Source organism: Pseudomonas sp. Pc102 (assembly GCF_018408275.1).
Taxonomy (GTDB): Bacteria; Pseudomonadota; Gammaproteobacteria; order Pseudomonadales; family Pseudomonadaceae; genus Metapseudomonas; species Metapseudomonas tohonis.
In genome coordinates, this window is record NZ_AP021905.1 from 4,101,452 (window position 1) to 4,127,508 (window position 26,057).

General features: G+C 65.3%; 27 protein-coding genes. 19 read left to right on the top strand and 8 right to left on the bottom strand.

Features of this window, described 5'->3' with window-relative positions:
• Window positions 1-37 precede the first annotated feature (37 nt).
• The 5 genes from PHLH3_RS18695 to kynB form a co-directional block, all read right to left on the bottom strand.
• Window positions 38-1,033, bottom strand: coding sequence for a virulence protein RhuM/Fic/DOC family protein (locus tag PHLH3_RS18695; protein ID WP_213625322.1), 996 nt, complete (start codon window positions 1,031-1,033; stop codon window positions 38-40).
• A gap of 115 nt (window positions 1,034-1,148) precedes the next feature.
• Window positions 1,149-2,567, bottom strand: coding sequence for an amino acid permease (locus tag PHLH3_RS18700; RefSeq protein ID WP_213625323.1), 1,419 nt, complete (start codon window positions 2,565-2,567; stop codon window positions 1,149-1,151).
• Window positions 2,568-2,601: 34 nt separating this feature from the next.
• On the bottom strand, window positions 2,602-3,849 hold the full coding sequence (locus tag PHLH3_RS18705) for an OprD family porin (RefSeq protein WP_244863083.1): 1,248 nt from the start codon (window positions 3,847-3,849) through the stop codon (window positions 2,602-2,604).
• A gap of 128 nt (window positions 3,850-3,977) precedes the next feature.
• The gene (kynU, locus tag PHLH3_RS18710) at window positions 3,978-5,228 is read right to left on the bottom strand and encodes a kynureninase (protein WP_213625325.1); all 1,251 of its coding nucleotides are present in this window, start codon (window positions 5,226-5,228) and stop codon (window positions 3,978-3,980) included.
• 8 nt (window positions 5,229-5,236) lie between these two features.
• Entirely contained in the window at window positions 5,237-5,878 is a 642-nt protein-coding gene (gene kynB, locus PHLH3_RS18715) for an arylformamidase (protein WP_213625326.1), read from the bottom strand.
• 130 nt (window positions 5,879-6,008) lie between these two features.
• Between kynB and PHLH3_RS18720 the strand changes: the two genes are divergently transcribed.
• A complete protein-coding gene (locus PHLH3_RS18720) occupies window positions 6,009-6,485 on the top strand; it encodes an Lrp/AsnC family transcriptional regulator (protein ID WP_213625327.1) in 477 nt (158 codons plus the stop codon).
• 7 nt (window positions 6,486-6,492) lie between these two features.
• Here the strand turns inward: PHLH3_RS18720 and PHLH3_RS18725 are convergent, their stop codons facing one another.
• Window positions 6,493-7,110, bottom strand: coding sequence for an alpha/beta family hydrolase (locus tag PHLH3_RS18725; protein ID WP_213625328.1), 618 nt, complete (start codon window positions 7,108-7,110; stop codon window positions 6,493-6,495).
• Window positions 7,111-7,221: 111 nt separating this feature from the next.
• Between PHLH3_RS18725 and ccoN (PHLH3_RS18730) the strand changes: the two genes are divergently transcribed.
• From ccoN (PHLH3_RS18730) to hemN, 14 genes are all read left to right on the top strand, one after another.
• Window positions 7,222-8,646, top strand: coding sequence for a cytochrome-c oxidase, cbb3-type subunit I (gene ccoN, locus PHLH3_RS18730; protein WP_111260392.1), 1,425 nt, complete (start codon window positions 7,222-7,224; stop codon window positions 8,644-8,646).
• 11 nt (window positions 8,647-8,657) lie between these two features.
• Window positions 8,658-9,269, top strand: a complete 612-nt coding sequence (gene ccoO / locus PHLH3_RS18735; RefSeq protein ID WP_173178255.1) for a cytochrome-c oxidase, cbb3-type subunit II — start codon at window positions 8,658-8,660, stop codon at window positions 9,267-9,269.
• A 6-nt stretch (window positions 9,270-9,275) separates the two neighbouring features.
• Window positions 9,276-9,461, top strand: a complete 186-nt coding sequence (locus PHLH3_RS18740) for a cbb3-type cytochrome c oxidase subunit 3 (protein WP_111260393.1) — start codon at window positions 9,276-9,278, stop codon at window positions 9,459-9,461.
• Entirely contained in the window at window positions 9,458-10,396 is a 939-nt protein-coding gene (gene ccoP, locus PHLH3_RS18745) for a cytochrome-c oxidase, cbb3-type subunit III (protein WP_213625329.1), read from the top strand. The genes PHLH3_RS18740 and ccoP (PHLH3_RS18745) overlap by 4 nt, the downstream gene beginning before the upstream one ends.
• Before the next feature lie 441 nt (window positions 10,397-10,837).
• The gene (gene ccoN, locus PHLH3_RS18750) at window positions 10,838-12,277 is read left to right on the top strand and encodes a cytochrome-c oxidase, cbb3-type subunit I (protein WP_213625330.1); all 1,440 of its coding nucleotides are present in this window, start codon (window positions 10,838-10,840) and stop codon (window positions 12,275-12,277) included.
• A 2-nt stretch (window positions 12,278-12,279) separates the two neighbouring features.
• The gene (gene ccoO, locus PHLH3_RS18755; RefSeq protein ID WP_111260396.1) at window positions 12,280-12,891 is read left to right on the top strand and encodes a cytochrome-c oxidase, cbb3-type subunit II; all 612 of its coding nucleotides are present in this window, start codon (window positions 12,280-12,282) and stop codon (window positions 12,889-12,891) included.
• A 5-nt stretch (window positions 12,892-12,896) separates the two neighbouring features.
• Entirely contained in the window at window positions 12,897-13,085 is a 189-nt protein-coding gene (locus PHLH3_RS18760; protein WP_111260397.1) for a cbb3-type cytochrome c oxidase subunit 3, read from the top strand.
• The gene (gene ccoP / locus PHLH3_RS18765) at window positions 13,082-14,056 is read left to right on the top strand and encodes a cytochrome-c oxidase, cbb3-type subunit III (protein WP_213625331.1); all 975 of its coding nucleotides are present in this window, start codon (window positions 13,082-13,084) and stop codon (window positions 14,054-14,056) included. Before PHLH3_RS18760 ends, ccoP (PHLH3_RS18765) begins: the two co-directional genes overlap by 4 nt.
• A gap of 133 nt (window positions 14,057-14,189) precedes the next feature.
• Complete coding sequence (gene ccoG, locus PHLH3_RS18770; protein ID WP_213625332.1) at window positions 14,190-15,605, top strand: cytochrome c oxidase accessory protein CcoG; 1,416 nt, start codon at window positions 14,190-14,192, stop codon at window positions 15,603-15,605.
• Window positions 15,606-15,619: 14 nt separating this feature from the next.
• A complete protein-coding gene (locus tag PHLH3_RS18775; protein WP_173178260.1) occupies window positions 15,620-16,120 on the top strand; it encodes a FixH family protein in 501 nt (166 codons plus the stop codon).
• Window positions 16,121-16,129: 9 nt separating this feature from the next.
• Window positions 16,130-18,529: a heavy metal translocating P-type ATPase gene (locus PHLH3_RS18780; RefSeq protein ID WP_213625333.1), complete on the top strand. Its 2,400-nt coding sequence runs from the start codon at window positions 16,130-16,132 to the stop codon at window positions 18,527-18,529.
• Between the two features lie 60 nt (window positions 18,530-18,589).
• Window positions 18,590-18,820 (top strand): cbb3-type cytochrome oxidase assembly protein CcoS, encoded by a 231-nt coding sequence (gene ccoS, locus PHLH3_RS18785; protein ID WP_173178262.1) that lies wholly within the window; start codon window positions 18,590-18,592, stop codon window positions 18,818-18,820.
• Window positions 18,813-19,496, top strand: coding sequence for a sulfite exporter TauE/SafE family protein (locus PHLH3_RS18790; protein WP_213625334.1), 684 nt, complete (start codon window positions 18,813-18,815; stop codon window positions 19,494-19,496). The genes ccoS and PHLH3_RS18790 overlap by 8 nt, the downstream gene beginning before the upstream one ends.
• Before the next feature lie 163 nt (window positions 19,497-19,659).
• The gene (gene hemN / locus PHLH3_RS18795) at window positions 19,660-21,042 is read left to right on the top strand and encodes an oxygen-independent coproporphyrinogen III oxidase (RefSeq protein ID WP_213625335.1); all 1,383 of its coding nucleotides are present in this window, start codon (window positions 19,660-19,662) and stop codon (window positions 21,040-21,042) included.
• A 6-nt stretch (window positions 21,043-21,048) separates the two neighbouring features.
• Here the strand turns inward: hemN and PHLH3_RS18800 are convergent, their stop codons facing one another.
• Window positions 21,049-21,534: a hypothetical protein gene (locus tag PHLH3_RS18800; RefSeq protein ID WP_244862910.1), complete on the bottom strand. Its 486-nt coding sequence runs from the start codon at window positions 21,532-21,534 to the stop codon at window positions 21,049-21,051.
• A 149-nt stretch (window positions 21,535-21,683) separates the two neighbouring features.
• Here PHLH3_RS18800 and fnr point away from each other — a divergent pair, with 149 nt between their 5' ends.
• The 4 genes from fnr (at window position 21,684) to PHLH3_RS18820 (ending at window position 25,124) form a co-directional block, all read left to right on the top strand.
• Entirely contained in the window at window positions 21,684-22,418 is a 735-nt protein-coding gene (gene fnr, locus PHLH3_RS18805) for a fumarate/nitrate reduction transcriptional regulator Fnr (protein WP_111260405.1), read from the top strand.
• A 52-nt stretch (window positions 22,419-22,470) separates the two neighbouring features.
• On the top strand, window positions 22,471-23,019 hold the full coding sequence (locus tag PHLH3_RS18810; protein WP_173178266.1) for an adenine phosphoribosyltransferase: 549 nt from the start codon (window positions 22,471-22,473) through the stop codon (window positions 23,017-23,019).
• 158 nt (window positions 23,020-23,177) lie between these two features.
• Window positions 23,178-24,149, top strand: coding sequence for a fatty acid desaturase family protein (locus PHLH3_RS18815; RefSeq protein WP_213625336.1), 972 nt, complete (start codon window positions 23,178-23,180; stop codon window positions 24,147-24,149).
• A gap of 138 nt (window positions 24,150-24,287) precedes the next feature.
• Window positions 24,288-25,124: a metal-dependent hydrolase gene (locus PHLH3_RS18820; protein ID WP_173178268.1), complete on the top strand. Its 837-nt coding sequence runs from the start codon at window positions 24,288-24,290 to the stop codon at window positions 25,122-25,124.
• Between the two features lie 131 nt (window positions 25,125-25,255).
• Here the strand turns inward: PHLH3_RS18820 and PHLH3_RS18825 are convergent, their stop codons facing one another.
• Window positions 25,256-25,987, bottom strand: coding sequence for a TetR family transcriptional regulator (locus PHLH3_RS18825; protein ID WP_213625337.1), 732 nt, complete (start codon window positions 25,985-25,987; stop codon window positions 25,256-25,258).
• Window positions 25,988-26,057: the final 70 nt, after the last annotated feature.

Sequence of the window (26,057 nt, forward strand, 5' to 3'; positions counted from 1 at the left end):
AGGGCGCCAGGGGCGCCCTTTTCCTTTGCCTGCCGGTTCACTCCATGATCAGGTTCATCACCAGGTGGACCATCAGCTCCTTCTGTCGCGGATCGCTCTGGGCCACCAACAGGGCGATGGCCGCGAGGGCGTTGTCGTTGATCTTCAGTTCGCCGTCCGTCTTCAGGTGGTGTCGGTTTCGCCTCAGGAACCAGATGAACAGAAAGGCTCCGATGCGCTTGTTGCCATCGGTGAAGGGATGGTTCTTGATCACCATGTACAGCAGGTTGGCCGCCTGTTCCTCGATGCTCGGGTAAAGGAACTGCCCGCCGAAGGACTGCACGATATTGCCCAGCAGCCCCTCGAAGCTGTCGTCCTTCGGCTGGCCGAACAGCTCGCTGGCCTCCCCCCTGAGCATCAGGTCGGCCTTCAGCGCGGCGATGCACTCGGCGGCCTCGCCCGGCTCGATCACATAGCGGATGTCCTCGGTGAAACCATCGCGGGCAAGGCGTTCGCCGTCGAACTGGTTGAGCAGCACGAAGGTACGCGCATAGCCGGCGATGACGCTCACCAAACCACGCGCCTCGGTCAGGCTGGCCCGATCCACCAGGCCGTCACGGAACAGCGTCAGGGTCTTCTGCAACTGCCCGATACGCGCCTGCTGCGCCTCCAGCCTTCGCCGGTTGAGGCTGTAGCCCTGGAGCAGGTGCTCCTTGAGCACGCCGTTGGCCCAGATGCGGAAACGCGTGCCCTGGGCCGACTTGACGCGATAGCCGACCGAGATGATGACGTCGAGGCTGTAGTGCGACGTGTCATAGAACTTGCCGTCCGCGGCAGTTATCCGGAAATCCCGGATAGCTGCCGACTCGCTCAGCTCTCCCTCACGGAAGATATTGCGGATGTGCTCGCTTATGGTTCGTACGTTCTTGTCGAACAGCTCCGCCATCTGCCGCTGGGTCAGCCAGACGGTCTCCCCCTCCATGCGTACCTCGGTAACGCTTTCCCCTTCCCGCTGGTAGATCAGAATCGGCAGGGATTCCTGCAAGGCATTCATGTCGTCGCCCTTCCTTGTGGTGATGGACTCCGCAGTCTGCTTGCACCCTGCCGGGTGATTGGCTCGCCGGCCTGTCAGGAACGTCCCTGTTCTGGCGTCCTGGCTCCGACGCCACTCAGTTGGACAGGGAGGTCGCCCGCTTCCGCGCCGATTGCCGGTGCAGCCCTGCGCAGGACCAACAGGTAGCGATGGAGAGCAGCGCGAGGAATGGCACGCCGAATACCAGGGTCATGCGGAACGCCGGCACGAAGGCGGTGGTGACCAGGATGGCCAGCATCAGGACCAGGCCCAGCAGCGTGCCATAGGGGAAGCCCCACATGCGGAAGGCCAACGGTTCGCTGCCCAGGCGCTGGTGATGGCGACGGAAGCGGTAGTGGGTGAGGAAGATCATCATCCAGGCGAAGAGCGCACCAAAGATGGAGATGGCCATCATCAGCATGAAGGACTGCTCCGGGAACGCCAGGTTGACCAGGGTCGCCAGGGCGATGCCGGTGCAGGAGAGCGCCAGGGCATTGAGCGGCACTCCGGCCTCGCTCAGCCGCCCCATCGCCTTGGGCGCGTGGCCGGCGCGGGACAGGCTGAACATCATCCGCGTGGTGGTGTAGAGCTGGCTGTTCATCGCCGAGAGTGCCGCCACCAGGATCACGAAGTTGATCAAGCCCGTGGCCCCCGGAATCCCCACCTGCGCCATGACGCTGACGAAGGGGCTCCGGGCACCCTGCCCCGACTGGTCCCAGGGCACCATGGCGAGGATCAACGCGAGGGTGAGCAGGTAGAACACCACCAGCCGCACCATGGTCACCTTGAAGGCCTTCTTCACCGCCAGTTCGGGCTGTTCCGCCTCGCCGGCAGCCACGGCGATCATCTCGATGCTGAGGTAGCTGAAGATGGCGATGATCACCGCGATCCATACCCCCGAAAGACCGTTGGGCATGAAGCCACCGTGCTCGAGGTAGTGATGGAAGCCGTAGTCCGGGTTCTGTCCTCCGAATACCAGCCAGGCACCCAGCAGGATGAAGGCGAGGATGGCGCTGATCTTGATGGCGGAGAACCAGTACTCGAAATGCCCGAACGCCTTGACGCTGATGGCATTGGTGAAGATCAGCACCGAGGAGAACAGCAGGATCCACACCCACCCGGCCACGTCGGGGAACCAGTGCTTCATGTACAGGGCGATGGCGGTGACCTCGGTCCCCACCGCCAGGACGATGGCCGCCCAGTAGGCGTAGCGCACCAGGAACCCGGCCAGCGGGCTGATGTAGAACTCGGCGTAGGCGCCGAAGGAGCCGGAGGTGGGATGGGCCACGGTCATCTCCGCCAGGCAGCCCATGAGCAGCAGCGCGATCAAGGCGCCGAGGGCATAGCTGACGAGCACCCCGGGGCCGGCGAAACCGATGGCGAAGCTGCTCCCCATGAACAGCCCGGTGCCGATCGCGCCCCCGATGGCGATCATGCTCATCTGCGCCGAAGTGAGCTGGCGCTTGAGCCCCTGCTCGCGAGCCGCGATGGCGGCGAATCCAGTCTTGGTGGTCATTTCGTGCCTCGTCCTTATTGTCGTTGTGCAGGCGTCAGAGAAGTTGCAGCGGGTATTCGATGATCACCCGCAGTTCGTTGTTGTCCGCGGTATCGGCACGGGCCACCTGCTCGGTTGAGCGGATGCTGGCCTGGCGCAGGCGCACGGACAGGTCCTTGGCCGAGCCGGACTGCACGACGTAGCGCAGCTCGATGTCCCGCTCCCAGCGTTTGCCGGCCTCGCCGTAGCGCTGGTAGGAGCCCGGCCCCCTGTGATGGCTGTCGTCGATGTGGTCACCGCGGATGTAGCGGGTCATGAAGCCCAATCCGGGTACGCCGAAGGGGGCCAGGTCGAGGTCGTAGCGCAACTGCCAGGAGCGCTCGTTCGGGGCGTTGAAGTCGAGCACCTGCACCGAGTTGGCGAGGTAGATCGATGTGCCGGGCTGGCGACCGAAGCCCAGGTAGTCGAATGGCTCGTCGCCTCGTACCCGCTGATGCGCCAGGGTCAGGGCGTGGGCGCCCTGGCTGTAGCGTGCGGAAGCGGACCAGGCGGTGGTGTCGATCTCACCCGCCAGTCGCCGACCCTGGTCACGGGTGCGATAGAGGTTGAAACCGAACGTCAGGGCACGCGCTTCATCCAGCCCGATACGGTGGCTGGCTCCCAGGTAGTGCTGGCGCCAGACGTCATCGAACCGCGAGGTGTAGGCGGACAGCCCGGTACCTTCCGCCGGGGTCCAGTCGAAGCCGGCGTAGTCGACCCGACGCGTCTCCACCTGGGCGAACAGGGCCTTGAGTGCGCCGTCGCCATTGGTGGAGTTGCCATCGTTGCCTGCGGTGAAATGACCGGCTTCCAGCAACAGGTCGTCGCGTTCGCGACTGGCCAGCGAAAAGCCGATGGCCATCGGCGTGAACAGCCGGGCGTTGCCGGTGCCGAACACGGGGTTCATCGGCGCCTGGCTGCCGTACTTCAGCTCGCTGCGCGAGATACGCAGCTTCAGCGCCGCGCCGGCCTCCGTGTAGTCGTCTTCGGGCCGCCCGGCCGAGTCGACGGGCAGCAGGTCGGTGCCGGTACGGGCGCGATTGCTGTCGAGCTTGAGCCCGAGGCTGGCGTACGCATCGACACCGACGCCCACCGTTCCCCGGGTATAGCCGGAGCTGTAGTCCAGCAGCATGCCGTGGGCCCACTCCTCCCGGTAGTTCTGCCCACCGGGGTTGTTGAGCATGTTGCGGTGGAAGTAGAAGTTGCGCTGGGTCAGCACCAGCCGGCTGCCCTCTAGGAAGCCTTCGGCCGGCTCCCCGGCCATCGCCTGGGGGCTGAGGGAAGCGCAGAGCAAGGCACACGCCATCGGAAAACGGGACTTCATCATCATCGACCTCTTCTTGTGGTTATGGGCTTGAGACTGGGCGCCCTTCCCGGAGCGCCCGGGCCGGGTCAGGTCACCTGCTTGCGGGCCATGAAGCGCTCTGCGCGCCAGGCATCGCTGTCGAGCACCTCACCGAGCGCCTCGGCGGCATCCCAGACATCGGTGAAACCGGTGTAGAGCGGGGTGAAGCCGAAGCGCATGATCCGCGGCTCGCGGTAGTCGCCGATGACGCCACGGTCGATGAGCGCCTGGATCACGGCATAGCCCTCGGGGTGCTCGAAGCTCACGTGGCTGCCTCGGCGGGCGTGCTCCAGCGGCGTCACCAGGGTCAGCGGGTGCTCGCCACAACGGGCACGGACGCGCTCGATGAAGAGGTCGGTCAGTGCCAGGGACTTCTCCCGCAGGGCCTGCATGTCGGTCTTCTCGAAGGCCTCCAGGCCGCACTCCACCATGGCAAGGGAGGTGATCGGCTGGGTGCCGCAGAGGTAGCGGCCGATCCCCGGGGCGGGCTCGTAGCGGGCCTCCATGCCGAACTGGCGGGCATGGCCCCACCAGCCCGTGAGCGGCTGCCAGACCAGCTCCCGCAGGTGCGGGGCGACCCAGACGAAGGCCGGCGAGCCCGGGCCGCCGTTGAGGTACTTGTAGGTGCAACCGATGGCGTAGTCGGCGCCGGAACCCTTGAGGTCGACCGGCACCGCGCCGGCCGAATGGCAAAGGTCCCAGATGGCCAGCGCACCGCACTCGTGTGCCAGCGCCGTGAGCGCGGCCATGTCGTGGAGGTGGCCGGTCTTGTAGTTCACCTGGGTGATCAGCGCGACAGCGGTGTCGGTGCCGATGGCCGCGGGCAACTCCTCCGGCGCATCCACCAGGCGCAGGCTGTAGCCCTGCTGGAGCATGTCGGCCAGGCCCTCTGCCATGTAGATGTCGGTGGGGAAGTTACTGCGCTCGGTGACGATCACCTTGCGCGACGGGTCCCGCTCGGCCTGCACACGAAGCGCTGCAACCAGCACCTTGAAGAGGTTGATGGATGTGGTGTCGGTGATCACCACTTCGTCCTCGCCCGCGCCGATCAGGCGAGCCAGCCGGTTGCCCAGGCGCTCCGGCAACGCGCGCCAGCCGGCGCTGTTCCAGCTGCCGATCAGGCCTTCGCCCCACTCCTTCTCCACCACGTCACGGGCCCTCTGCAGTGCGGACCTCGGCCGGGCGCCGAGGGAGTTGCCGTCGAGGTAGATAACCCCTTCGGGCAGGACGAATTCCTCGCGCAAGGGGCCGAGGGGGTCGCGGGCATCGAGGGCCAGGCAGTCTTCTCTTGTAGTCATGTTGATTCCTAGGCAGGCAGGCGACGCAGCACGGCGCGAACCGGGCTGGCATCGAGATGGGTGAACTTGAGCGGGAGGGCGATCAGCTCGTAGTCGCCCGCAGCGACGTCATCGAGCAACAGGCCTTCGAGGATCGCCATGCGCCAACGGCGAACGGCCTGGTGCGCTTCGAGCGTCTTGCTGTGCTGGGGGTCCAGCGACGGCGTGTCGATGCCCACCAGGCGCACGCCGTGGCGGGCCAGCAATTCGACGGCCAGCGGATCGATGGCCGCGAAGGCCTCGGGCCAGCTGTCGAGAGGCGCTTGCCGCCAGGTGCGGATCAGGGCCCGGGGCGGCAGATCATGCAGATACGGCTCCAGGTGCGCGGGCCGTACCAGGCCGCCGGCATCCAGGCAGTGGATGACCCGGCAAGGGCCGAGGTAGGGCGCCAGGTCGACCGCGCCGATCGCCGCACCGGACGCGTCGTAGTGCAGCGGCGCATCGGCATGGGCGCCCGTGTGGGGCGACAGGGTGATGCGCCCGACATTGACCGGGCAGTGCTCGTCGATGTGCCAGCAGCGCTCTTCCTGGAAGGGCGTATCGCCCGGCCAGGTTGGCGTGCTGGCGTCCAGCGGTGGACTGATGTCCCAGAGGGACTGGCCGTCTTGCATGATCGGGCTCCCGTGAAAGGAGGATGATCATGAGTCAGGGGCCGAAGAATGTTCGTGCTATCTTCGTCTCGAAAGCGGCACTTATTCGAAGATAATTTCGTCAGATAACAATTTACTGAAAGAATATTCAATGATCCTGGATACTACCGATCTGCGCCTCCTCCTCTGCCTGCAGCAGAACGGACGCATCAGCAACCAGGAACTGGCGGAGAAGGTCGCGCTCTCGCCCTCCGCCTGCCTGCGTCGGCTACGCAACCTCGAAGACGGAGGGGTGATCCGCGGCTATCGACCGCTGCTGGATGCCGAGCGCATGGGAATCGAGCTGGACGCCCTGGTGCACATCTCCATGCGCCAGGACGAGGATGGCTGGCACGAGCGCTTCGTGGAGCAGGTGCAGAGCTGGCCCGAGGTGGTGAGCGCCTTCATCGTCACCGGCCACAGCAACTATGTGCTGCGGGTCCAGGCGCGCAACCTGAAACAGTTCTCCGATTTCATCGTCAATCGCCTGAATCGCGCCCGGGGCGTCACCGACATCCGCTCCGAGATCATCCTGCAGCAGATCAAGGATGGCGGCGGCGTGCTCGACCTGCTCGCCGCGCGAAAGTAGCGCGCACTCAACTCGCCAGGAAGGCCGCCACGGCATCCGCCGCTCCGTCCATGTGCTGCTCGTGGGTCAGTCCCGATGCCTTGAGCGGCTTGAGGTCATGATCGCCTGCGGCCAGCCAGTGCAGATGGATCGACGGGGATAACGCGTAGCCGGTGACGGCAGGGCGGTCGCCAAGGGCATCGCGCTCGCCCTGGACGACCAGGGTCGGGGTCTTCAGGTCGGCCAGGTGGGCGACCCGGGGCTTCTCCGGTTTACCGGCCGCATAGAAGGGATACCCCAGGCAGACCAGCGCATCCGCGCCCAGCTCGTCGGCCACCAGGCTGGCCATGCGACCGCCCATGGACTTGCCACCGATGGCCAATCGCCCCGTGACTTGCTGTCGCACCTCGGCATGCACGGCCCGCCAGTGATCGAGCAATTGCCCCTGCGGATTGGGCGGACGCCTGCGCCCGTCGTCGCGCCGTGCCGCCATGTAGGGGAACTCGAAGCGCACCACCGCCACGCCCCGCGTGGCGAGCTTCTGCGCCATTCCCTCCATGAACGCGCTGTCCATCGGCGCCCCGGCACCGTGGGCCAGTATCAGGGTGTTCTTCACAAGGCCTGAAGGCCTGGTCCACAGCAGCATCGGGAAATCTCCGGTGGGCGGCGTCTGTTGATCCAAATCAATAGCGCCAGTAAGGGCTTTCACCATGCTTCGCACGCAATTCCAAGAAACCGTGTACGGAAGCCCACAAACATGAACACAGCAGTCAGTACCGCCTACAACTACAAGGTGGTCCGCCAGTTCGCCATTATGACGGTGGTCTGGGGAATCGTCGGGATGGGGCTCGGCGTTCTCATAGCTGCCCAGCTAGCCTGGCCGGAGCTCAACTTCAACCTGCCCTGGACCAGCTTTGGCCGCTTGCGACCCTTGCACACCAACGCGGTGATCTTCGCGTTCGGTGGTTGCGCATTGTTCGCCACCTCCTACTACGCCGTCCAACGCACCTGCCAGACCCGCCTGGTCTCGGACAAGCTCGCCGCCTTCACCTTCTGGGGTTGGCAGCTGGTGATCGTCCTGGCCGCCGTGAGCCTGCCGCTGGGCTTCACCAGCTCCAAGGAATACGCCGAGCTGGAATGGCCGATCGACATCCTCATCACCATCGTCTGGGTCTGCTACGCCGCCGTGTTCTTCGGCACGGTGATGAAGCGCAAGACCAAGCACATCTACGTGGGCAACTGGTTCTTCGGTGGCTTCATCCTCACCGTGGCCATCCTCCATGTGATCAACAACCTGGAGATCCCGGTCACCCTGACCAAGTCCTACTCGCTCTACTCGGGCGCGACCGACGCGATGGTCCAGTGGTGGTACGGCCACAACGCCGTGGGCTTCTTCCTGACCGCCGGCTTCCTCGGGATGATGTACTACTTCGTGCCGAAGCAGGCCGGTCGCCCGGTCTACTCGTACCGCCTCTCCATCGTCCACTTCTGGGCGCTGATCGCGGTCTACATCTGGGCCGGCCCGCACCACCTGCACTACACCGCGCTGCCGGACTGGGCCCAGTCCCTGGGCATGGTGATGTCCCTGATCCTGCTGGCTCCGAGCTGGGGCGGCATGATCAACGGAATGATGACCCTGTCGGGTGCCTGGCATAAGCTGCGCGACGATCCGATCCTGCGCTTCCTGGTGGTCTCCCTCGCCTTCTACGGCATGTCCACCTTCGAAGGCCCGATGATGGCCATCAAGACGGTCAACGCCCTCTCCCACTACACCGACTGGACCATCGGCCACGTACACGCCGGGGCCCTCGGCTGGGTCGCCATGGTGTCCATCGGCTCGCTGTACCACCTGATCCCGAAAGTGTTCGGCCGCGAGCAGATGCACAGCGTCGGCCTGATCAACGCCCACTTCTGGCTGGCCACCATCGGCACCGTGCTCTACATCGCCTCGATGTGGGTCAACGGCATCGCCCAGGGCCTGATGTGGCGTGCGGTGAACGAGGACGGCACCCTGACCTACTCCTTCGTCGAGGCACTGGAAGCCAGCCACCCCGGCTTCGTGGTGCGCATGATCGGCGGCGCGATCTTCCTCAGCGGCATGCTCCTCATGGCCTACAACACCTGGCGCACCGTGAAGGCTGCCAAGCCGGCCGAATACGACGCCATCGCCCAGATCGCCTGAGGAATCGATAGATGAAAAAGCATGAAGTCATCGAGAAGAACGTCGGCCTGATGGCGTTGTTCATGATCCTGGCAGTCAGCATCGGCGGTCTGGTACAGATCGTCCCGCTGTTCTTCCAGGACGTGACCAACACCCCGGTCGAAGGCATGAAGCCCTACACCGCGCTGCAACTGGAAGGTCGCGACATCTACATCCGCGAAGGCTGCGTCGGCTGCCACTCGCAGATGATCCGTCCGTTCCGCGCCGAGACCGAGCGCTACGGCCACTACTCCGTAGCCGGGGAAAGCGTCTGGGACCACCCCTTCCTGTGGGGCTCCAAGCGTACCGGCCCGGACCTGGCCCGGGTTGGCGCCCGCTACTCGGACGACTGGCACCGCGCGCACCTCTACAACCCGCGCAACGTGGTACCGGAATCGAAGATGCCGGCCTACCCGTGGCTGGTGGAGAACAAGCTCGACGGCAAGGACACCGCCGCCAAGCTCAGCGCCATGAAGACCCTGGGCGTGCCCTACACCGATGAGGACATCGCCGGTGCCTCCGAGGCGGTCAAGGACAAGACCGAGATGGACGCCCTGGTCGCCTACCTGCAGGTGCTCGGCACCAGCCTGAAGAGCAAGAGGTAAGGCGCCATGGACGTTGGAATACTGCGCGGCCTCGGCACCTTGCTGGTGCTGGTCGCGATGATCGGGGTGTTCTGCTGGGCCTACAGCGGCCGGCGCAAGGCTGACTTCGAGCAAGCCTCGCTGCTGCCCTTCGGCGACGACGCCAAGCCCAGCCTGCAAGACCGGAACGTTTCTAGGAGCACACACGAATGACCACTTTCTGGAGCTGGTACATAACCCTGCTCACCCTCTTCACCCTGGTGGCGCTGCTCTGGCTGGTGTTCGCCACCCGCAAGGGCGAGGCCAAGGGCACGGTCGACAAGACCATGGGCCATGCCTTCGACGGTATCGAGGAGTACGACAACCCGCTGCCCAAATGGTGGTTCATGCTGTTCGTGGGCACCATCGTATTCGCCATCGGCTACATGGTGCTCTACCCCGGCCTGGGCAACTGGACCGGCCTGTTCCCCGGCTATGAAGGCGGCTGGACCCAGGAGAAACAGTGGCAGCGCGAGGTCGACAAGGCCAACGCCCAATACGGCCCGATCTTCGCCAAGTACTCCGCCATGCCGCTGGAGGCCGTGGCCCAGGATCCGCAAGCCCTGAAGATGGGCGGCCGCCTGTTCGCCACCTACTGCTCCATCTGCCACGGTTCGGACGCCAAGGGCGCGGTCGGCTTCCCCAACCTGGCCGACAGCAGCTGGCGCTGGGGCGGCGACGCCGAAACCATCAAGGCCACCATCCTTCACGGTCGCATGGCTGCCATGCCGGCCTGGGGTGAAGTGCTGGGTGACGAAGGCGTGAAGAACGTCGCCGCCTACGTCCGCCAGGACCTGGCCGGCCTCAAGCTGCCGGAAGATGCGAAGGTCGATGTGGAAGCAGGCAAAGCCCTGTTCGCCACCACCTGCACCGCCTGCCACGGCCAGGAAGGCCACGGCACCGCAGCCATGGGCGCCCCGGACCTGACCCAGCCGGCCGCCTGGATCTACGGCTCCAGCCTTGCCCAGCTGCAACAGACCATCCGCTACGGCCGCAACGGCCAGATGCCTGCCCAGGAGCAATACCTTGGCCAGGACAAGGTGCACATCCTCGCCGCCTACGTGTACAGCCTGTCCCGCAAGGACGGGGAGAAAGTAGCCAGCGAGTGATCCGAACCGGCGACGCAAGGAGGCGTCGCCACACCGGCCGGACCGAAAGGAACCGGCCGGAGCCGCGCAAAGGCAGCCCAACGCAAGAAGGGCAACACGGGCACAAGGATGTGTCCACCCCTCAAGCCCCCTCCCCTCTCCCTCCTTATATATAGTGCGACCCAATGTCGCACCCGTCCCGACCAGTAGCCTTCCCCCCGAAAGCCCATCGACTAAGCTGCTCGATAATCCTCACCCGTCATGAGGGCAAGGCGATTCCCCCTCCCGCCCCCGGCTCGAAGCACTGTCTCGGCCACCGGACGAACCGGCTGGAATCCTTGTCCAGAGGGCCCTGAAAGGGTGTTTGTGTCGGCATGTGTCGTTGCAATGACTACCCTCTTTCTCCATACTTGCGCCGCTTTTTTGTCCCCGAAAAACTCCATTAACCGTGGAACCCCTAGCATGAGCACAGCAATCAGTCAGACTGCTTATAACTATAAGGTGGTCCGCCAGTTCGCCGTTATGACGGTGATCTGGGGGGTCATTGGGATGGGTCTAGGCGTGTTCATCGCCGCACAACTCGTGTGGCCGGAACTCAACCTGAACCTTCCGTGGACCAGCTTCGGCCGTCTGCGCCCCCTGCATACCAACGCGGTGATCTTCGCCTTCGGTGGTTGCGCCCTGTTCGCCACGTCCTACTACGTGGTGCAACGTACCTGCCAGGCTCGCCTGATTTCCGATGGGCTGGCAGCCTTCACGTTCTGGGGCTGGCAAGCCGTGATCGTGCTGGCAGTGATCACACTGCCTCTGGGTTACACCTCCTCCAAGGAATACGCCGAACTCGAGTGGCCGATCGACATCCTCCTGGCGATCGTCTGGATCACTTACGCAATCGTATTCTTCGGTACCATCGTCAAGCGCAAGACCAAGCACATTTATGTGGGCAACTGGTTCTTCGGCGCCTTCATCCTGGTGACCGCACTGCTGCACATCGTCAACAGCATGGAAATCCCGGTCTACGCCTTCAAGTCGTACTCCGTGTACTCCGGCGCGACCGACGCGATGATCCAGTGGTGGTACGGCCACAACGCCGTGGGCTTCTTCCTGACCACCGGCTTCCTCGGGATGATGTACTACTTCGTGCCGAAACAGGCCGAACGCCCCATCTATTCCTATCGCCTGTCCATCGTGCACTTCTGGGCGCTGATCACCCTGTACATCTGGGCCGGCCCGCACCACCTGCACTACACCGCGCTGCCGGACTGGGCCCAGTCCCTGGGCATGGCGATGTCGCTGATCCTGCTGGCTCCGAGCTGGGGCGGCATGATCAACGGCATGATGAGCCTGTCGGGCGCCTGGCATAAGCTGCGCAGCGACCCGATCCTGCGCTTCCTGGTGGTCTCCCTCGCCTTCTACGGCATGTCCACCTTCGAAGGCCCGATGATGGCCATCAAGACGGTCAACGCCCTCTCCCACTACACCGACTGGACCATCGGCCACGTACACGCCGGCGCCCTCGGCTGGGTAGCGATGATTTCCATCGGCTCGCTGTACCACCTGATCCCGAAAGTGTTCGGCCGCGAGCAGATGCACAGCGTCGGCCTGATCAACGCCCACTTCTGGCTGGCCACCGTCGGCACCGTTCTCTACATCGCCTCGATGTGGGTCAACGGCATCACCCAGGGCCTGATGTGGCGAGCTGTGAACGAAGACGGCACCCTGACCTACTCTTTCGTCGAAGCACTGGAAGCCAGCCACCCCGGCTTCATGGTCCGCGCACTCGGCGGCGCCTTCTTCGTGACCGGCATGCTGCTGATGGCCTATAACACCTGGCGCACCGTGCGTGCCGCCAAGCCGTCCGAATACGAAGCCGCCGCGCAGATCCCGCAAGGAGCTCACTAATAATGAAGTCGCATGAATTAGTTGAGAAGAACGTAGGTCTGCTGGCGCTGTTCATGGTCATCGCCGTGAGCATCGGTGGCCTGGTGCAGATCGTTCCGCTGTTCTTCCAGGACGTCACCAACACGCCGGTCGAAGGCATGAAGCCGCGCTCCGCGCTGGAACTGGAAGGCCGTGACATCTACATCCGCGAAGGCTGCGTCGGCTGCCACTCGCAGATGGTCCGCCCGTTCCGCGCCGAGACCGAGCGCTATGGCCACTACTCCGTTGCTGGCGAAAGCGTCTGGGACCACCCCTTCCTGTGGGGCTCCAAGCGTACCGGCCCGGACCTGGCCCGCGTAGGCGGCCGCTACTCCGATGACTGGCACCGCGCGCACCTCTACAACCCGCGCAACGTGGTGCCGGAATCGAAGATGCCGGCCTACCCGTGGCTGGTGGAGAACAAGCTCGATGGCAAGCACACCGCGGCCAAGATGGAAGCTCTCCGTACCGTAGGCGTGCCCTACACCGACGATGACATCGCCGGCGCCAAAGACGCAGTCAAGGGCAAGACCGAGATGGACGCACTGGTGGCGTTCCTTCAAGGCCTGGGCACTTCGATCAAGAACAAACGGTAAGCACGATGGATATCCAGACTGTCCGCGGACTGGGAACCATCCTGGTGTTCGTCGCCTTCATCGGCGTCGTGCTCTGGGCGTACAGCAGCAAGCGCAAGGGCAGCTTCGACGAAGCTGCCAACCTGCCCTTCGCCGACGACAAGCCAGCGAACACCAAGAGCGATGAAGAAGCTTCGAGGAGTAAGAGCGAATGACCACGTTCTGGAGTTGGTACGTAACCCTACTCACCAGCGCCACACTGATGGCGCTGACCGTGCTGATCTTTGCCACCCGCAAAGGCCAGCGCCAGGAAAGCACCGAAGAAACCGTCGGCCACGCCTTCGACGGTATCGAGGAATATGACAACCCGCTGCCCAAGTGGTGGTTCATGCTGTTCGTCGGCACCCTGATCTTCGCCGTCGGCTACCTGGTCCTGTACCCGGGCATGGGCAACTGGAAAGGCATCTTCCCCGGCTACGGCGAAGTCACCGAGGGCAAGGCCTTCGCTGACGGCCAGCCCGGCTGGACCGGTGTCCACCAGTGGGAAAAGGAAATGGACAAGGCCGACAAGCAATACGGCCCGCTGTTCCAGAAGTACGCTGCCATGCCGATCGAGGAAGTGGCCAAGGACGAGAAAGCCCTGAAAATGGGTGGTCGCCTGTTCGCCTCCAACTGCTCGGTCTGCCACGGCTCCGACGCCAAGGGCTCCTACGGTTTCCCCAACCTGACCGACGCCGACTGGCGCTGGGGTGGCGAGCCCGAGACCATCAAGACCACCATCCTCGGCGGCCGCCACGGCATCATGCCCGCCTGGGGCGAAGTCATCGGCGAGCAAGGCGTACGTGACGTCGCCGCGTTCGTCCGCGTGACCCTGGATGGTCGTGACCTGCCGAAGGACGCCAACGCGAATCCGGAAGCCGGCAAGGCGATCTTCGCTGCCAACTGCGTGGCGTGCCACGGTCCGGAAGGCAAGGGCACCCCGGCGATGGGCGCTCCGAACCTGACCCACCCGGGCGCGTTCATCTACGGCAGCACCTTCGCCCAGCTGCAGCAGACCATCCGTTACGGCCGCCAGGGCACCATGCCGGCTCAGGAAGAACACCTGGGCAACGACAAGGTCCACCTGCTCGCCGCTTACGTCTACAGTCTGTCGCACAAGAACGCCGCAGAAACCGAAAGCAAGTAACGCAAAGCCTGCCATGCGCGACGCACTGTCGCACATGGCAGGCCGCCATCGGGCGTACCATATGCGGCAGGCAACAAGATCCCGTTCGGCAAGCATCGATCGGGGCAAGCCCCAACCGCCGTGGTATGAGTAGATGAGCGAACAGATCCCCGTCCAGAACATTACCCCTCCCCCGACCAAGAGCGGTGCAAGCGCCGACCTCTACGCCAGCCGTGAAAAGATCTACACCCGCGCCTTCACCGGCATCTTCCGCAACCTGCGCATGGCAGGCGGCGCGCTGCTCTTCCTGCTTTATTTCGGCACCGTCTGGCTGAGCTGGAACGATCGCCAGGCCGTCTGGTGGAACCTTCCCGAGCGCAAGTTCTACATCTTCGGCGCCACCTTCTGGCCCCAGGACTTCGTCCTCCTGTCCTGGCTGCTGATCATCTGCGCCTTCGGCCTGTTCCTCATCACCGTCTTCGCCGGTCGCGTCTGGTGCGGCTACACCTGCCCACAGAGCGTCTGGACCTGGATCTTCATGTGGTGCGAAAAGGTCACCGAGGGCGACCGCAACCAGCGCATGAAGCTGGACAAGGCCCCCATGAGCGGCTCCAAGCTCATGCGCAAGTCGGCCAAGCACAGCCTCTGGCTGCTGATCGGCTTCGTCACCGGCGTCACCTTCGTCGGCTACTTCACCCCCATCCGTGAACTGGTATTCGACCTCTTCACCGGCAATGCCGATGGCTGGGCCTATTTCTGGGTCGGCTTCTTCACCCTCGCCACCTACGGCAACGCCGGCTGGCTGCGCGAGCAGGTGTGCATCTACATGTGCCCATACGCTCGCTTCCAGAGCGTGATGTTCGACAAGGACACCCTGATCGTCTCCTACGATCCGCGTCGCGGCGAGTCCCGTGGCCCGCGCAAGAAGAACGTCGACTACAAGGCCCAGGGCCTCGGCGACTGCATCGACTGCACCATGTGCGTCCAGGTTTGCCCGACCGGCATCGACATCCGCGACGGCCTGCAGATCGAGTGCATCGGCTGCGCCGCCTGTATCGACGCCTGCGACAGCATCATGGAGAAGATGAACTATCCCAAGGGCCTGATCAGCTACACGACTGAACACAACCTGAACGGGCAGCAGACCACCCTCCTGCGCCCGCGGCTGATCGGGTACGCTGCCGCCCTCGTCGCGATGATCGGCCTGTTCGGCTACGCCGTGGCCGCCCGCTCGCTGGTGGAACTGGACGTGATCAAGGATCGCGTGCTGTATCGCGAGAACGAGCAGGGCCGCATCGAGAACGTCTACACCCTGAAGGTCATGAACAAGTCCCAGAAGGACCAGGTCTTCGTGATCGAAGCCGATGGCCTCGACGGCCTCGTCTACGAGGGCAAGAGCCAGGTCATGACGGAAGCTGGTGAGGTGCTGTCGGTACCGGTGGAGCTGTCCATCGACCCCGAGAAGCTGCCCTCCAGCACCAATACCATCGTCTTCCGGGTCCGCTCGGCCGACGATCCCGGCATCACCACCGACGCTGACAGCCGCTTCATCGGCCCCAGCGTCCGCTGAAAAACGAGATCCCCATGCAGTCCGAATCTCCCGCAAGCCCCTGGTACAAGCAACCCTGGCCCTGGTTCATCCTCGGCCTCCTCGGCACCTCCGTTGTGCTGGGCACCTCGATGCTGGTGATCGCCATCAAGAACCCGCCGAGCCTGGTGGTCGACAACTACTACGACGTCGGCAAGGGCATCAACACCTCGCTCGAGCGCGAGGAACTGGCCAAGCGCCTGGGCATGAAGGCCCAGGTGCGCCTGGATGACCAGAGCGGCGTGGTCCAGGTCACCCTGACCGGCAACAGCCACCCGCAGCAACTGGTGCTCAGCCTGCTCTCCCCCACCCAGCAGGAAAAGGACCGCCGCGTCGTCCTGCAGCCACAATCCGGCGACCTCTACAGCGGCCACCTGGAAGACTCGGTCAGCGGCCGCCGATTCGTCGAACTCATCGGCCAGGAAGATGGCCAGGACTGGCGCCTGTTCGAGGAGGAAACCCTCGAGAACGGCAGCGTGACCCTGCTGGGCGAATAAGCACGCCCCATGTCCGCCCCCCTCTCCTGCTACCACTGCGGCCTGCCGGTGCCTGCCGGCAGCCCTTACGAGGCCCGCGTTCTCGGTGAGACGCGGGCCATGTGCTGTCCGGGTTGCCAGGCGGTGGCCGAGGCCATCGTCGCCGGCGGCCTGGAAAGCTACTACCGCCACCGCAGCGAGACCGCCGCCAACCCCGATGCCCTGCCCAGCGTGCTTCCCGATGAACTGGCCCTGTTCGATCGTGAAGACGTGCAGCGCCCCTTCGTCCAGCACCAGGGCGAACTCAGCGAAACCAGCCTGCTGATCGAAGGCATCAGCTGCGCCGCCTGCGGCTGGCTGATCGAGAAGCACCTGCGCACCCTGCCCGGGGTGGACGAAGCGCGCCTCAACCTGTCCAACCATCGCCTGCAGGTGCGCTGGTCCGATAGCCAGTTGCCCCTCAGCGAGCTGCTCAGGGAACTGCGCCGCATCGGCTACGCCGGCCACCCCTACAAGGCCGATGACGCCGCCGAGCGCCTCGCTGCCGAGAACAAGCGTGCCATGCGCCAGCTCGGCGTCGCCGGCCTGCTGTGGATGCAGGTGATGATGGCCGCCATGGCCACCTGGCCCGAATTCAACATCGACCTGAGCCCGGAACTGGACAAGATCCTGCGCTGGGTCAGCCTGTTCCTCACCACCCCCATCGTCTTCTACTGCTGCGGCCAGTTCTTCCGAGGGGCCCTGCGTGACCTGCGCACCCGCCACCTGAGCATGGACGTCTCGGTATCCCTGGCCATCGGCGGTGCCTACGTCGCGGGCATCTGGTCCACCGTCACCGGCATCGGCGAACTGTATTTCGACGCCGTCGGCATGTTCGCGTTGTTCCTCCTCGCCGGCCGATACCTGGAGCGGCGCGCCCGCGAACGCACCGCAGCGGCCACCGCGCAACTGGTCAACCTGCTTCCCGCGTCCTGCCTGCGCCTGGACGACAGCGGCCAAAGCCTGCGCATCCTCCTCGGCGAGCTGGCCGTGGGCGACCGCGTCCTGGTGCCGCCGGGCGCCCTGATGCCCGCCGATGGCCTGATCCTCGAAGGCCAGTCCAGCGTCGACGAGTCCCTGCTCACCGGCGAATACCTGCCCCTGCCTCGCGGCCGTGGCGACACCGTCACCGCCGGCACGCTCAACGTCGAAGGCCCCCTGACACTGGAAGTCCAGGCGCTCGGCGACCAGACCCGTCTCTCCGCCATCGTGCGATTGCTGGAACGCGCCCAGGCGGACAAGCCCCGCCTCGCCGAACTGGCCGACAAGGTCGCGCAATGGTTCCTGATCATCGTCCTGCTGGCGGCCGCCATCGTCGGCATCGCCTGGTGGCAGATCGACCCGTCTCGGGCCTTCTGGATCGTCCTCTCGCTGCTGGTCGCCACCTGCCCCTGCGCGCTCGCGCTGGCGACGCCCACCGCACTGACCACCGCCACCGGCAGCCTGCACAAGCTGGGCCTGCTGCTGACCCGCGGCCATGTGCTGGAAGGGCTGAACCAGATCGACACGGTGATCTTCGACAAGACCGGCACCCTCACCGAGGGGCGCCTCACCCTCAGCGCCATCCACCCCCTGGGCGCGCTCGACAACGACACCTGCCTGGCCCTAGCTGCGGCCCTGGAGAACCGCTCGGAGCACCCCATCGCCCGCGCCTTCGGTCGTGCCCCTCGCCCTGCCGAGCAGGTGGAGAATGTCCCCGGCAAGGGGCTCGAAGGTCGGGTGGACGGGCGTCGTTTGCGCATCGGCCAGGCCGACTTCGTCGCCGAGCTGGGTGACTGGCCGGCGCCGCAGATTCCCGGCACCAACGGCCAATGGCTGCTGCTCGGCGACGAGCACGGCCCGCTCGCCTGGCTGGTACTGGACGACCGCCTGCGCGAAGACGCACCGCTGCTGCTCGACGCCTGCCGTGCCCGTGGCTGGCAGGTGATGCTGCTGTCCGGCGACAGCTCGCCGATGGTCGGCGAGATCGCCTGCCGCCTCGGCATAGACGACGCCCGTGGCGGCCTCAGCCCCGACGCCAAGCTCGACGTGTTGCGCGAGCTGCACCAACAGGGCCGCCGCGTGCTGATGCTGGGCGACGGCGTCAACGACGTTCCCGTGCTCGCGGGCGCCGACATCAGCGTCGCCATGGGCAGCGCCACCGACCTGGCCAAGACCAGCGCCGATGCGGTGCTCCTCTCCAACCGCCTGGAGAGCCTGGTCCAGGCCCTCACGGTGGCCAGCCGCACGCGCCGCATCATCATCCAGAACCTGGCCTGGGCGACCCTGTACAATGGCCTGGTCCTGCCCTTCGCGGCGCTGGGCTGGGTCACCCCGGTCTGGGCCGCATTCGGCATGTCGGTCAGCTCGCTGCTGGTGGTGGTCAACGCCCTGCGACTGGCCAGAAGCTAGAGACCGGCGGGGGAGCTCCCCCACCGGCCTTCCGCCAGGTTCCCAAACGAGATTTCCCCGATGCCCGCGCTATACATCCTGATCCCCGTCGCCATCGGCCTGGTCGGCTTCGCCATCTGGCTATTCTTCTGGGCCGTGGACAGCGGCCAGTACGACGACCTCGACGGTCCGGCCCACAGCATCCTCTTCGACGACGAGGACCCGGGCCACACGGGCGGGATCGCCGAAGCCGACAAGGTCGATGGGGATGGCGAGCGAGCAGACGAACCCGAGGACAAGCGCGGTGCTTGAACTGGCGCCCCTGCTGGTCTCGGCGATGATCCTCGGCCTGCTCGGCGGTGGTCACTGCATCGGCATGTGCGGCGGCCTGATGGGCGCCCTGACCCTGGCCATCCCGCCCGAGCAGCGCGCCCGACGCTTCCGCCTGCTGCTGGCCTACAACCTCGGCCGCATCCTCAGCTACACCGCTGCCGGCCTGCTCATCGGCCTGGCCGGCTGGGCCGTGGCCAGCAGTCCGGCCGCCATGGTCCTGCGGGTGATCGCCGCGCTGCTATTGATCACCATGGGCCTCTACCTCGCCGGCTGGTGGAGCGGCCTGACCCGCATCGAAGCCTTGGGGCGCGGCCTCTGGCGCCATATCCAGCCGGTGGCGGGCAAGCTGCTGCCGGTCTCCAGCCTGCCCCGTGCGTTGCTTCTCGGCGCCCTCTGGGGCTGGCTTCCCTGCGGCCTGGTCTACAGCACCCTGCTGTGGGCCGCCAGCCAGGGCTCGGCCAGCGAAAGCGCCTTGCTGATGCTGGCGTTCGGTCTCGGCACCTGGCCGGTGCTGCTGGCCACCGGGCTCGCCGCCGAACGCCTCACCGCCCTGCTGCGCAAGCGCGGCATACGCATCGCCGGCGGCGTGCTGGTGATCCTCTTCGGCATCTGGACGCTGCCCGGCCCGCACCAGCACTGGCTGATGGGGCACTGACAACGCAGCCAGCTGGAAGCTGGAAAGCCTCTGGCGACGCATGGCGGGACTCAAGCATCGAACGCCGGGGCCGGGCGCTGCGACAGCATGACCCAGGTCAAGAAGCACGGATCAGGCGCCACCTAGACTGCCGGGCACTGACTGCTGAACCTGGAATACCCCCATGCTCGACGATATTCGCTGGGACGCTGGCCTGATCCGCCGTTACGACGCGGCAGGCCCTCGCTACACCTCCTACCCGACCGCCGTGCAGTTCAACGAACGCATCGGCTCGTTCGACCTGCTCCACGCGCTGCGGGAAAGCCGCAAGGCCCTGAGGCCCCTGTCGCTCTACGTGCACGTGCCGTTCTGCGCGAACATCTGCTACTACTGCGCCTGCAACAAGGTCATCACCAAGGACCGTGGCCGCGCCCTGCCCTACCTGGAGAAACTCGAGCGCGAGATCGAACTCATCGCCTGCCATCTCGATCCGCAGCAGCGCGTCGAGCAACTGCACTTCGGCGGCGGCACCCCGACCTTCCTCAGCCACGACGAACTGCGCCGCCTGATGGCCCATCTGCGCCAGCACTTCAGCCTGCTGGACGACGACTCCGGGGACTACGGCATCGAGATCGACCCGCGTGAAGCGGACTGGTCGACCATGGGGCTGCTGCGCGAACTGGGCTTCAACCGCGTCAGCCTGGGCGTGCAGGACCTCGACCCGGCGGTGCAGCGCGCGGTCAATCGCCTGCAGAGCCTCGAGGAGACCCGCGCCATCGTCGAGGCGGCGCGTACCCTGCAGTTCCGCTCGGTGAACATCGACCTGATCTACGGCCTGCCCCGCCAGACCCCCGAGAGCTTCGCACGCACCGTGGCCGAAGTGATCGCCCTGCAGCCGGACCGGCTCTCGGTATTCAACTACGCCCACCTGCCGGAGCGCTTCATGCCCCAGCGGCGCATCAAGGCCGAAGAGCTGCCGAGCCCCGGGCACAAGCTGGAGATGCTCCAGCGCAGCATCGAGCAACTGACCCAGGCCGGCTACCGCTACATCGGCATGGACCACTTCGCCCTGCCGGACGACGAACTGGCCATCGCCCAGGAAGACGGCCGCCTGCAGCGCAACTTCCAGGGCTACACCACCCACGGGCATTGCGACCTGATCGGCCTCGGCGTCTCGGCCATCAGCCAGATCGGCGACCTCTACTGCCAGAACGACGCCAACATAACCACCTACCAGGAGAAGCTGCAGAACGGCCTGCTCGCCACCCGTCGCGGCCTCGCCTGCGCCGAGGACGACCGCATCCGTCGCGCGGTGATCCAGCAATTGATCTGCGAATTCGAACTGGACTTCCAGTCCATCGAAGCGCTGTTCAATATCGAGTTCAGGGGGTATTTCGCGGATATCTGGCCACAGCTGGAGCAGATGGCAGCCGATGGGCTGATAGCCCTCAGCGATCGCGGCATCGACATCCTGCCCACCGGGCGCCTGCTGGTGCGCTCGGTCTGCATGCTCTTCGACCACTACCTCACGCCAGAGACCACCCAGCGTTTCTCCCGGGTGATCTGAAGCGCGTCATTTCATCAGCAACTGGGCGGCCTCGAGCATCTGGTCGCCGCTCAGGCCCGCTTCGCGCATGGCCTTCATGAGGCTGGCCGTGGCCTGACTGATGGCACCGTTGAGGCTGGCCACCTCGCTCTGCAGGCCTTCCATGCGCTGCATGCGCGTCTCGTCATCCAGCCCCTGGTCGGTGGCGACCGACTGGAGCTCGGCCATCTTCTCGCGCAGGTCCTCCTTCAGCTTGCGGATCATCTTGAGGATCTGCTTGATGCTGTCCGGAAGGCTGCTTTCGTCGATGTCCTGGTTCTTCTTCGCCTCCTCGCTCGCCTGGGCCTTGCCGGCCTCGGACAGGCTCACGCGGATGCCGACATGACCGATGCGCTCATCCAGCCCGCCGTCTTCCACGCGTTCGTCGCCCTGCCCCGCGTCCCTGGCCTCGCTGCTGCGCGCAGCGGCATAACGCTGGCCGATCTGCGGCCAGCCGGAGATATCCACCCTCATGATCACTCGCTCCATTGGGATCAATACCGGCATATCGGCAGCACACTGTTGAACTTGAACGTCATTGAAAAGGCCTTTTCCTAGCCCTCGGCGCGCCCCTGCGTTACCCTTACGCCCATTGTGTGTTTGCTTTTGCAAGGGATCCGTGGATGTCCGAGATCATCAAGGTACGCAACCTGCCTCAGGCACATTGCAAGGACTGCAGCCTCGCCGCCCTCTGCCTGCCCCTGTCGCTGAATATGGAAGACATGGACTCGCTGGACGAGATCGTCAAGCGTGGCCGCCCGCTGAAGAAGGGGGACTACCTGTTCCGCCAGGGCGACACCTTCGAGTCCGTATTCGCCGTCCGCTCCGGCGCGCTGAAGACGTTCGGTGTCACCGACTCCGGCGAGGAACAGATCACCGGCTTCCACCTGCCCAGCGAGCTGGTCGGGCTCTCCGGCATGGACACCGAGCTCTACCCGGTATCCGCCCAGGCGCTGGAAACCACCTCGGTGTGCGAAATCCCCTTCGAGCGCCTCGATGAGCTCTCCGTGCAGCTGCCGCAGCTGCGCCGCCAGCTGATGCGCGTCATGAGCCGCGAGATCCGCGATGACCAGCAGATGATGCTGCTGCTCTCCAAGAAGACCGCCGACGAGCGCATCGCCACCTTCCTGGTCAACCTCTCCGCGCGCTTCCGCGCCCGCGGCTTCTCGGCCAACCAGTTCCGCCTGGCCATGTCGCGCAACGAGATCGGCAACTACCTGGGCCTGGCGGTGGAGACCGTCTCCCGCGTGTTCACCCGCTTCCAGCAGGGCAACCTGATCGCCGCCGAAGGCAAGGAAGTGCACATCCTCGATCCCATCGAGCTCTGCGCCCTCGCCGGCGGCAGCATCGAAGACTGACCCCCGCGCCGGCCGCTCGGCCGGCGTTCCTCCCCTCTCCAGGTTCCGCACCATGATTTTCGACGAATTCGATATCAAGACCCTGATCCGCCCGGTGGTGGACTTCCCCAAGCCCGGCGTGGTCTTCCGCGATATCACCCCGCTGTTCCAATCGCCCCGCGCCCTGCGCCTGGTGGTGGACAGCTTCATCCAGCGCTACGTCGAAGCCGAGTTCAGCCACATCGCCGCCATGGACGCCCGAGGTTTCCTGATCGGCTCCATCGTCGCCTACGAACTGAACAAGCCGCTGGTCCTGTTCCGCAAGCAGGGCAAGCTGCCCGCCGATGTCCTCGCCCAGGGCTACCAGACCGAATACGGCGAAGCCTTCCTCGAAGTGCACAGCGACAGCCTGTGCGACGGCGACAAGGTGCTGATCTTCGATGACCTGATCGCCACCGGCGGCACCCTGCTGGCCGCCACCGCACTGGTGCGCCGCATGGGCGCCAGCGTGTACGAGGCCGCCGCCATCATCGACCTGCCGGAACTGGGCGGGTCCCAGCGCCTGCAGGACATCGGCATCCCCACCTTCTCGCTCACCGCCTTCGCCCTCGACGAGAAGTGATCCCCAGGGCCCGCACGCCGGGCCCCATCCCTCCAAAGTCTGAACCCATGGCATTTGCGCCAGGCTTGCGGCCACCCGCGCGAAAGCGCCGGGCGCCCCTGGCCGGGCCAGCGAGTGCGGGCAATGATGGCGACTCCTGCGCATGACAAGAGGTCGCCATGAACCCTCGCAGCAAGCTCTCCGACTGCTTCAGCCGTGAAGAAATCCAGCGCCTGAGCCAGCGCTCCGACGCCGCCGGCTGGTGGGCCATCGGCTCCACCTGGGCGATCATCGCCGCCGCCCTCGCCATGCTCGCCATCTGGCCGAACCCGGTGACCCTCGTACTCGCCCTGGTCATCCTCGGCGGGCGCCAGCTGGCCCTGGCCATCCTCATGCACGAGGCCGCCCATGGCACCCTGTTCCGCACCCGCTGGCTCAATGACCGCCTCACCGACTGGCTCTGTGCCCGGATCATCTGGGTCGACGTCGCCCGCTACCGCAAGCACCACATCCGCCACCACGCCCACACCGGCACCGACCAGGACCCGGACTGGAGCCTCTCGCGCCCCTTCCCCACCCACCGCGCCTCGCTGCTGCGCAAGTTCGCCCGCGACCTCTCCGGCCTCAGCGGCCTGCGCCGCCTGTTCGGCCAACTGCTGATGGACCTGGGCGTGCTGGAGTACACCGTCGCCGCCAACGTCAAGCGGCGCACGCGCGACGGCCGCACCTGGCGCGACTACGCCCGCGAAGGCCTGCGCAACATGACCCCGATGCTGCTGGCCAACGCCCTGCTGGCCGGCATGCTCGCCGCCTGTGGCGAATTCTGGCTGTTCGGCGTCTGGTGGCTGGCCAACCTCACCACCTACAGCCTGTTCATGCGCATCCGCTCGCTGGCCGAGCACGCCTGCACCGAGCGTGGCCGCGACATGCTGCGCAACACCCGCACCACTCGTGCCGGCTGGCTGGCCCGTTCGACCGTGGCGCCGCTGCGGGTGAACTACCACATCGAGCATCACCTCATGGCCGCGCTGCCCTGGTTCCGCCTCCCGGAAGCGCACCGGCTGCTGCGCCAGCGCGGCCTGGTGGCGGCGCCCCCCGGCTACCTGGATGTGCTGCGCCGGGTCAGCGAGCCGGCCACGGAATCGTCATAACCCGCCGAAAGTTGGTCCGCGCAGCCAGGCGAAACCTGCGTTAATCCTCAACAGTTACATCGTTCGATGACACGGTTATCCGTGCCAGCAAGAGCCAGACAACAACAAGGGACGGCTCCCAACCACGAGGATTGCCCAATGACCGCCAGCGCCGCCGCCAACCTGCCCAAGGCCCACTTCCCCGTCCGCCGCATGGACTTCAGCTTCGATGCCACCCAAAAATACTGGTGGAGCGGCGATCCCTTCATGAGCCACTTCATGAACAACCTGTCGTCGCTCTTCCCTTATGGCGAGAAGTTCTTCGTCGACAGCGTGCGTGGCGTGCGCGACCAGATCGACGACCCGCAGCTGCAGAAGGACATCAGCGCCTTCATCGGCCAGGAAGCCATGCACTCCAAGGAACACGCCACCTACAACGACTATGCCGCCCAGCACGGCATCGATCTGGAACGCCTGGAGCTGCGCATCAAGGTGCTGCTCGAATGGGTCACCCGCTTCACCACCAAGAAGCAGCGCCTGGCTGCCACCTGCGCCCTCGAGCACTTCACCGCGACCATGGCCGAGCAACTGCTGCGCCGCGAAGACCTCAGCACGCAGATGGACGACCAGAAGATGTACCAGCTGTGGATGTGGCACGCGATCGAGGAAAACGAGCACAAGGCGGTCTGCTACGACGCCTACATGGCGGTCGGCGGCGGCTACTTCGAGCGCACCATCACAATGGCCCTGACCACCGTGATGTTCATTGGCGTGATCGGCGCCTTCCAGCTGCACCTGCTGCGCAAGGACGGCCAGCTGTTCAACCTGCGCAGTTGGGGCCGCGGCCTGAAGACCCTGTTCAGCCTGCGCACCGGCTACTTCCCGCGCATGATCAAGCCCTACCTGGACTACTACCGCCCGGGCTTCCACCCTTTCGACCATGACACCAAGGCGCTGGAAAAGCGCTGGAAGGAGCGTCTCGGCTTCAACGGCTGAGCACTATCGCGCCCAACGAAAAAGCCCGGCAATCGCCGGGCTTTCTGCTTGAGCGTTCGCAGGATGGCGTAGAGCGCAGCGAAACCCATGCTCTGTGCCTCTAGACCAATGGGTTCTACGCTGTGCCGGTCCTATCGCGCGCCGCCACCGACCGCCCCCATCGCCTCCAGGCCCTGCAACACGCTGGCGCCGGTGAAAAGGAACAGCACCTGCTCCTCGGCCTCCAGGCGGATCTCGGCGCGACGCGCAGGCTCGCCGATGAAATCCAGGGACATCTGGAACAGGTTGCGGCTGATCAGGCTGGAAACGCGCCGCACCACGGCCTCCGGCACCAGCGCCGGCAGCAGCTTGAACTCGACGATGTCCTCGGCCATGTCGTCGGCGAACTCGTCCATCACCTCGCGCAGCGCCTCGCGCATGGCAGGTGATGCGCCATGCAGCTCGCGCACGCCGATGATGAAGGCCTCGGCGTTATCGGCGACGAAGTCGAAGAACAGGTTCACCGTCTCATGGCACACGCGCTTGCCGCGCCCCATGTCGATGCCCATCAGCTTGGGCATCGACGCGTGATCGCCCTGTACCGCACGCGCCGCCGCCTCGCGACGCAGGTCACGCAACGGCTGGCGCAGCTGGGTGGAGATGTTGCGGATCATCGCCAGGCCCAGGTCGTCCACGTCCTTGAAATGGCGATAGAAGGTGTTCGGGTTGAGCCCCGCCTCCCGCGCCAGTTCACGCAGGCCCAGGCTGCTCAGGCTGCGGCTCTGGGAGGACAGGCGCAGGGCCGCCTCCATCAAGAGGCGCTTGCCCGGCGCCTCGACCGCCCGCTCCTTCGACTGCTGCCCGTCGTCCGGCAATGAACTCATGGCTGACCCCTACCTTAGGTTGGTTGTACCGCAATGGCTTGCTGGCGAGTATACATCTGTCTACATTGGT